Origin of the sequence: Burkholderia sp. KCJ3K979 (assembly GCF_016759955.1) — a bacterium.
Taxonomy (GTDB): Bacteria; Pseudomonadota; Gammaproteobacteria; order Burkholderiales; family Burkholderiaceae; genus Burkholderia; species Burkholderia orbicola.
On the sequence record NZ_JACFYV010000292.1, the window covers coordinates 1 to 6,864 of the forward strand.

A 6,864-nucleotide genomic window follows, 5' to 3' on the forward strand; every position below is an offset into this window, starting at 1 on the left:
TGGGGCAAAAAGTGGCCTACAGGATTCGACCTGAACGTGCTGACGACCGGCAGCAGCAAGGAACTCGGTATTCACTCCGGCACGGTCAACGCGACGTGCGAGCAATATGCGAAGTCGCGCAGTCAGCGTCGACGCCCTTATCTGCGCTATCGCGGCAGGAAATCGCTGGGCTGGGTGCCGCTGAAGGGGCGTGACCTGAAGCGCGAGGGCGACGCGTTTCGTTTCGCCGGCAACACGTTTCGCGTGTTCAACAGTCGACCGCTTCCCGAAGGCAAGATCAAGGACGGGAGCAACTTCGCGCAGGACGCGCGTGGTAATTGGTTTCTCAATATCGTGATCGAGATGCCGGATGTTCAGGCTCGCCCGATTCGCTCCGGTGTTGGCATCGATCTCGGCCTGAAAGACTTCGCCACACTTTCGACCGGCGAGAAGCTGCCCAATGACCGGTTCGGTCGACGAGCGGCGGAAAATCTGGCGAAAGCGCAGCGAGCACGAAAGCACAAGCGACATATCGCGAAGCTGCACGCAAAGATCGCCAATGCCCGCGCCGACTTCCAGCACAAGCTCGCGCTCGATCTGGTGCGGCGCTTCGATTACATCGCGGTCGGCAACGTGTCGGCCGCAAAACTCGCCAGAACCAGGATGGCGAAGAGCGTCTACGACGCATCCTGGTCGTCCTTCCGAAACAAACTCCGTTACAAAGCGATGGCGCACGGAGCCACGTTCGAGGAAGTCGACGAAAGCGGTTCGACCCAGTCCTGTTCGTCGTGCGGATCGAAAGACAGCACGACGCGGCCGAAAGGTATCGCGGGACTGCGAATAAGAGAGTGGGCCTGCAGTAGATGTGGTGTCGAGCATGATCGAGATACCAACGCTGCGTTGAACATTCTCCGATGCGGACGTGCATCGCCAGATGTGGGAATCCTCTCCCTTTAGGGAGAGGGGGACGTCAAGGTTGTATGTCTCCGGGCGGCGAGCCCATTGTTCTGACGGGCTGTTGCGAGTAGCGCGCGCGCCGACATCCACCCGGCGGTGCGAGACCGGCGACGTTCACGCGCGACGACGCGGCGGGCATGCCCGCTGCGGCCGGTATGGTAGTTGGAACCGGTTCCGTTCCAAAGCGGAATAATGACAACAGTTTCTTGTCAAAATTGAGATAGTCGGGACGCGGCCATGGTCACGGCTGCCGCGCCTGTACAGCGCGGGGCGACGCGGACGATAATCGGCTGCGCGCTTTCCTCCGGGAGTTCTTCATGCATGAAACGACCCTGCTGCTCTTCGCCGCCGTCGCGTTCGTCGGCATCGCGACACCTGGCCCGACCGTGCTGCTCGCGCTGACCAACGGCTCGCGCTACGGCGTGCGCCGCGCGGCGTTCGGTTTCGCGGGCGCGATGCTGTCCGACTTCGTGCTGATCGTCGCGGTCGCGCTCGGCCTCGGCGCGCTGCTGATGGCGTCGGCGTTCTGGTTCTCGGTCGTGAAGTGGCTCGGCGCCGCGTACCTCGCGTATGTCGGCCTCCGGCTGCTGACGTCGAAAGGGGCGCTCGACGTCGTGGTCGCGCAGCGCGGCACGGCCTCCGGACGCAACGCATCGATCTTCGCGAAAAGCTTCCTGACCGCGGTGACGAATCCGAAGGGCTATCTGTTCTTCTCCGCGTTCCTGCCGCAGTTTCTCGATCCGCTGGCGCCGCTCGCGCCGCAGTACGTCGCGCTCGCGGTCACGTTCGCGCTGCTCGACGGCGCGGTGATGTTCGGCTACGCGCTGCTCGGCGCACGCGCGGTGCGGCTGCTGAAGCGCTCGGGCGCGCTGTGGCTCGAACGCACGTGCGGCGCGATGCTGCTCGCGCTCGCCGGTTCGCTGGCGCTGTACCGGCGCCATGCCGCGTAGGCGCCGGGCTCGATGAAAATCGCCGCACCGCCCCGCGCCGGTTTCCCCGGCCTGTCGCTCAGGCAACTCGAACGCGCGGATCTCGATGCGTGGTACGCGTACCTGTCGAACCCCGACGTGTTCCGTCGCACGAGCTGGAACCTGCGCTCGCCCGACGATCTGCTGCCGATGTTCGACAACATCGAATCGACCGATCCGGATTCGATCCGGCGTCTCGCGATCGTCGACACCGCGTCGGGCGCGCTCGCCGGGACGGTCGGGCTGCATACGGTGTCTACCGCAAACCGCTCGGCGGAGATCGCGTACGACCTCGCGCCGTCGCACTGGGGGCGCGGCATCGCGAGCGCGGTGTGCGAAGCCGTCACCGCGTGGGCGTTCACGCACGGCGGCTTCATGCGCATGCAGGCGGTCGTGCTGACCAGCAACGCCGGCTCCGCGCGCGTGCTGCAGAAGTGCGGCTACCGCTACGAAGGGCTGCTGCGCGCCTACAGGATGGTGCGCGGCACGCCGGGCGATTTCGCGATGTACGCACGCCTCGCGACCGACTGACGTGCCCGCCGCGGCATCGCGTGCCGATGCCGTGAAGCGATTGCACGACCCGATTGCACGACCCGCGCCGAATTGGCGACAATCGCCACTCCCCTCATCGACCTGCCGCCATGAAAATCGCCGCGCTCTCCGACATCCACGGCAACCTCGCCGCGCTCGACGCGGTGCTCGACGATGTCCGCCGCCGCGGCGCCGACGTGATCGTCAATCTCGGCGACATCGTGTCCGGCGCACTCCATCCGGCCGAAACGGCCGACCGCCTGATCGCGCTCGACCTGCCGACCATCAAGGGCAATCACGAGCGGCAACTGCTGACGCTCGATCGCGACGCGATGCGGCTGTCCGATCGCTGGGCGCACGACACGCTGCGCGCCGACCATCGCGCCTGGATCGCCGCGCTGCCCGAACGCCTGACGCTCGACGGCGACGTGCTGATGGTGCACGGCACACCGGCCAGCGATCTCGTCTACTTCCTCGAAACGGTCACGCCCGACGGCTGCCGCGCGGCCACGCCCGATGAAGTCGCGCAGCGCGCGGGCGATACGGCGGCCTCGCTGATCCTGTGCGGCCACACGCATGTGCCACGTACCGCGAAGCTCGACGACGGCCGGCTGATCGTCAATCCGGGCAGCGTCGGGTTGCAGGCGTATGCGGACGACCTGCCGCATCCGCACCGGATCGAGACGGGCTCGCCGCACGCCCGCTACGCGATGGTGTCGCGCACCGCCGCCGGCTGGAGCGTCGAATTCCATGCGGTCGAATACGACTGGCATACGGCCGCCGCCATCGCGGCGTCGCGCGGCCGCGACGACTGGACCATCGCGCTGCGCACGGGCCGCTGCTGACGCGCTCGCGCCGCCCTGCCACCCTGCTTCGCCTCAACTACAGAAACATCAACACGCCATGCCCGTTCCGTCGCAACTACTCTTCCTGCCCGGCGCATCGGGCAGCACTGCGTTCTGGCAACCGCTGGCCGGCATGCTCACGCATCCGGCCGAGCGGCGAATCGTCGCCTACCCGGGCTTCGGCGACACGCCGCGCGATCCGGCCGTCGACGATTTCGACGGTCTCGTGCGTCATGTACTGGCAACCGTCGACCGGCCGACCGCCGTGATCGCGCAATCGATGGGCGGCGTGATCGCGATGCGCGCGGCGCTCGACAAGCCGGATCTCGTCACGCATCTCGTGCTGACGGTCACGTCCGGCGGCCTCGACATGGCCGGACTCGGCGCGCAGGATTGGCGCGCCGGTTTCGCCGAAGCGAACCCGCGGTTGCCGGACTGGTTCATGACGTTCCGTGCGGACCTGTCGCAGGACATCGGCCGTATCGCGCAGCCGACGCTGCTGCTGTGGGGCGACGACGATCCGATCAGCCCGGTCGCGGCCGGCCGGCGCCTGCTAGAACGGCTGCCCGATGCGCGGTTGCACGTCGTGCCGGGTGGCCGGCACGATCTCGCGGCCGTGCATGCGCAAGCGCTCGCGTCGCTCGTTGACGCGCATCTGCAACGCGTGTGACGCCGCACCCATTGCACACATCGCACGGTTCGGCACGCACCTGAAGGCGCGACGCGCGCGCGCCGCGTCGCATCATCCCGCGTTCCTCAGCGTCAGCCTCGCTTCGAGGCCGCCGCCGTCGGGCCGGTTGTTCAGCGTGAGCGTGCCGCCCATCGCGAGCGCGAGCTGCTTCGCGATTGCAAGCCCGAGCCCCGTGCCGCCCGTCTCGCGATTACGCGACGTCTCCACGCGCCGGAACGGCTCGAACACCGCGTCGAGCTGATCGTCCGGAATGCCGGGCCCGCGGTCGAGCACCGCGATCACCGCGCCGCCGTCGGGCGCCGCCTGCACGTCGATCTCGGCCGCGCCCGCGAACTTCAGCGCGTTGTCGACGAGGTTGCCGACGATGCGGCGCAGCGCCTTCGGCCGCGTGACGAGCGCGAGCGGCGCGCGGCTGTGCAGCGCGACGTCCTGCCCCGCATCCGTGTAGTCGTACACGATGCTGTCGAGCAGCGCATCGAGATCGATGCGGCGCGCGGCTTCCTCGGTGCCGTGCAGCGTGCGCGCATACGCGACGCCCTCCTTCACCAGATGCTCCATCTCGAGCAGGTCCTGGCGCAGCTTCGCGCCCTGCGTGTCGTCGTCCATCACGTCGACGCGCAGCCGCATCCGCGTGATCGGCGTCTGCAGATCGTGCGAGATCGACGCGAGGATCTGCATGCGCTCGGCCATGTACTGCGCGATACGGTCCTGCATCGCGTTGAAGGCCCGCGCGGCGCGCGCGACCTCCGACGGCCCGTCTTCGTTCAGCCGCTCGCCCTTCAGGTCGGGGCCGAGCGCGTCGGCGGCCTGCGCGAGCTGCTTGAGCGGCCGCGTAGCGAGCCGCACCGCGAGCCAGCAGCACGCAGCCAGCACCGCGAGCTGCACCACGAGCACGGCCGGCAGCCAGCCCGACAGCGGCACCGTCGACATCGGATGAATGTCGATCGTCAGCGGCGACCCGTCGGTCAGCCGCAGATGCACCTGCAGATGTTCGCGGTCGCCGGGGATCGAATTCGCGGTCAGCGGATAGTCGCCGCCGATGCCGTCCGAGATCGAGCGCTCGACGCGCGCCGACAGCCGCGCTTCCGGCGGCGTGCCGGTTTGGCCCGGCCCGAGGATGAACGCATAGCTGCGCCGCGCGAGACGCGGCAGCCATGCGGTGCGCTCGGCGGGCGGCAGATGGTCGAGCAACGCGACCGAGCTGGCGACCTCGCGCTCGATGTAGCCCATCATCAGGTTCGTGGTCGCCTGGTCGCGCTCGGTTACGGTGAGCCAGAACGACAGCGTCTGCGCGAGCGCGAGGCCCACGCACAGGATCAGCGCGAGCCGCGCGAACAGCGAACGCGGCCAGTGCCACGGCGCGCGCGCGCTCATGGCGTACCGTCGACGGCGGTCACGGCCGACGAGAACACGTAGCCCTCGTTGCGCAGCGTCTTGATGTAGCGCGGTTCGCGCGCGCCGTCGCGCAGGCGCTGGCGCAGCCGGCTCACGAGCAGGTCGATCGAGCGGTCGAACGGGTCGGACTGCCGCCCTTGCGTGAGATTCAGCAACTGGTCGCGCGTCAGCACGCGCTGGGGATTGTCGAGGAACACGCGCAGCAGCCGGTATTCGGCGCCGCTCAGCGCGACCAGCGTGCCTTCGGTGTCCAGCAGATGGCGCCCGGTCGTGTCGAGCTGCCATTCGCCGAACGCGAGCAGCGCGGCCGTTTCCGTCACCTGCATGCCGGGCGGCAGCATGCGCGCGCGGCGCAGCACCGAGCGGATTCGCGCGAGCAGCTCGCGCACCGCGAACGGCTTGGCCAGGTAGTCGTCGGCGCCCATCTCGAGGCCGATGATGCGGTCGGTTTCCTCGCCGCGCGCGGTCAGCATCAGCACCGGTACCGTGCGGAACTTGCCGGCGCGCAGGTCGCGGCACAGCGTGAGGCCGTCTTCGCCGGGCAGCATCAGGTCGAGGACGATCAGGTCGGGCGCGCCGTCATCCAGCGCATTGCGCATCTCGCGGCCGTTCGCGGCCAGCGACACGCGCATGCCGTTCTTTTCCAGGTAGTCCGCGATCAGTTCGCGAATCGCGCGATCGTCGTCGACGATCAGCACGTGGTCGATCTTGTCCATGAGTCGTTGCCGGTATCGGTGTCGGGGTTCGGGCGGGGGCGATGTCCGCTGTTATACCGCACGGCGGGCACGCGTTTGTATCCCAATGTATCGCGCCAGCGTGGCGACACACAACGTTGCACACGCGCGGCGGGCCGGACACATCGCAGATACGTCGGCGCCGCCTAATGGGGCCTGTCGAAACCCGTCGGGCCGCCGCCCTCGCGCCGCGGCCCGCAAAGATCAGGAGAACGCCATGCTGCCCCGCCTCAAGACCGCCGCCCTCGTCATCGCCCTCGCCGCCACGGCCGGGCTCGCCGCCTTCGCCGGCACCCGCGACGACGCGGGCGTGCAGGTGGCGCCGGCCGGCATGACGGCGCCCGCTTTCACCGGCATCGACCGCTGGCACAACAGCGCGCCGCTGACGCTCGACCAGTTGCGCGGCAAGGTCGTGCTCGTCGATTTCTGGACGTACTCGTGCATCAACTGCATTCATACGATTCCGTACGTGAACGACTGGTATCGGAAATATCGCGACCAGGGGCTCGTCGTGGTCGGCGTGCATACACCGGAATATCCGTTCGAACGCGACGCGAAGAACGTGGCCGATGCGATCAGGCGCTTCGATATCCGCTATCCGGTCGCGCAGGACAACCGCTACGACACGTGGCGCGCGTACGGGAATCAGTACTGGCCCGCGCTGTACCTGATCGATGCGAACGGCAAGATCGTCTATACGCGGTATGGCGAAGGCGGGTACGACAAGACGGAGGCGGCAATTCGGGGGGCGCTGGCGCAGGCGG

8 protein-coding genes are annotated in these 6,864 nt (G+C 68.0%); 6 read left to right on the top strand and 2 right to left on the bottom strand.

All coding sequences use genetic code 11. The features are described from left to right. The 5 genes from H3O04_RS32765 to H3O04_RS32785 all read left to right on the top strand — a co-directional run. The coding region (locus H3O04_RS32765) for an RNA-guided endonuclease InsQ/TnpB family protein (RefSeq protein ID WP_202589264.1) at positions 1-936 on the top strand (936 nt) is incomplete at its 5' end. A gap of 317 nt (positions 937-1,253) precedes the next feature. Then, positions 1,254-1,886 (top strand): LysE family translocator, encoded by a 633-nt coding sequence (locus H3O04_RS32770; protein ID WP_202589265.1) that lies wholly within the window; start codon positions 1,254-1,256, stop codon positions 1,884-1,886. A gap of 12 nt (positions 1,887-1,898) precedes the next feature. Continuing rightward, positions 1,899-2,435 carry a GNAT family N-acetyltransferase gene (locus H3O04_RS32775; protein WP_202589266.1) on the top strand — a complete coding sequence of 179 codons (537 nt, stop codon included), beginning with the start codon at positions 1,899-1,901 and terminating at the stop codon, positions 2,433-2,435. Positions 2,436-2,545: 110 nt separating this feature from the next. Further along, positions 2,546-3,280 (top strand): metallophosphoesterase family protein, encoded by a 735-nt coding sequence (locus tag H3O04_RS32780; protein WP_006480537.1) that lies wholly within the window; start codon positions 2,546-2,548, stop codon positions 3,278-3,280. A gap of 58 nt (positions 3,281-3,338) precedes the next feature. Continuing rightward, on the top strand, positions 3,339-3,950 hold the full coding sequence (locus H3O04_RS32785) for an alpha/beta fold hydrolase (RefSeq protein WP_202589267.1): 612 nt from the start codon (positions 3,339-3,341) through the stop codon (positions 3,948-3,950). Between the two features lie 72 nt (positions 3,951-4,022). Here H3O04_RS32785 and H3O04_RS32790 read toward each other — a convergent pair whose 3' ends face one another. Together H3O04_RS32790 and H3O04_RS32795 are read right to left on the bottom strand one after the other, a co-directional pair. Next, positions 4,023-5,345: an ATP-binding protein gene (locus H3O04_RS32790; RefSeq protein ID WP_006480535.1), complete on the bottom strand. Its 1,323-nt coding sequence runs from the start codon at positions 5,343-5,345 to the stop codon at positions 4,023-4,025. Continuing rightward, entirely contained in the window at positions 5,342-6,082 is a 741-nt protein-coding gene (locus H3O04_RS32795; protein ID WP_006480534.1) for a response regulator, read from the bottom strand. The genes H3O04_RS32790 and H3O04_RS32795 overlap by 4 nt, the downstream gene beginning before the upstream one ends. 235 nt (positions 6,083-6,317) lie before the next feature. Between H3O04_RS32795 and H3O04_RS32800 the strand changes: the two genes are divergently transcribed. Beyond that, positions 6,318-6,864: thioredoxin family protein (locus tag H3O04_RS32800; RefSeq protein ID WP_202589268.1), on the top strand; the 547-nt coding region annotated here is incomplete at its 3' end.

Coding starts and splice junctions, on each gene's coding strand:
- H3O04_RS32770 (WP_202589265.1), top strand. CDS start 1,254: ATGCATGAAACGACCCTGCTGCTCTTCGCCGCCGTCGCGTTCGTCGGC.
- H3O04_RS32775 (WP_202589266.1), top strand. CDS start 1,899: ATGAAAATCGCCGCACCGCCCCGCGCCGGTTTCCCCGGCCTGTCGCTC.
- H3O04_RS32780 (WP_006480537.1), top strand. CDS start 2,546: ATGAAAATCGCCGCGCTCTCCGACATCCACGGCAACCTCGCCGCGCTC.
- H3O04_RS32785 (WP_202589267.1), top strand. CDS start 3,339: ATGCCCGTTCCGTCGCAACTACTCTTCCTGCCCGGCGCATCGGGCAGC.
- H3O04_RS32790 (WP_006480535.1), bottom strand. CDS start 5,345: ATGAGCGCGCGCGCGCCGTGGCACTGGCCGCGTTCGCTGTTCGCGCGG.
- H3O04_RS32795 (WP_006480534.1), bottom strand. CDS start 6,082: ATGGACAAGATCGACCACGTGCTGATCGTCGACGACGATCGCGCGATT.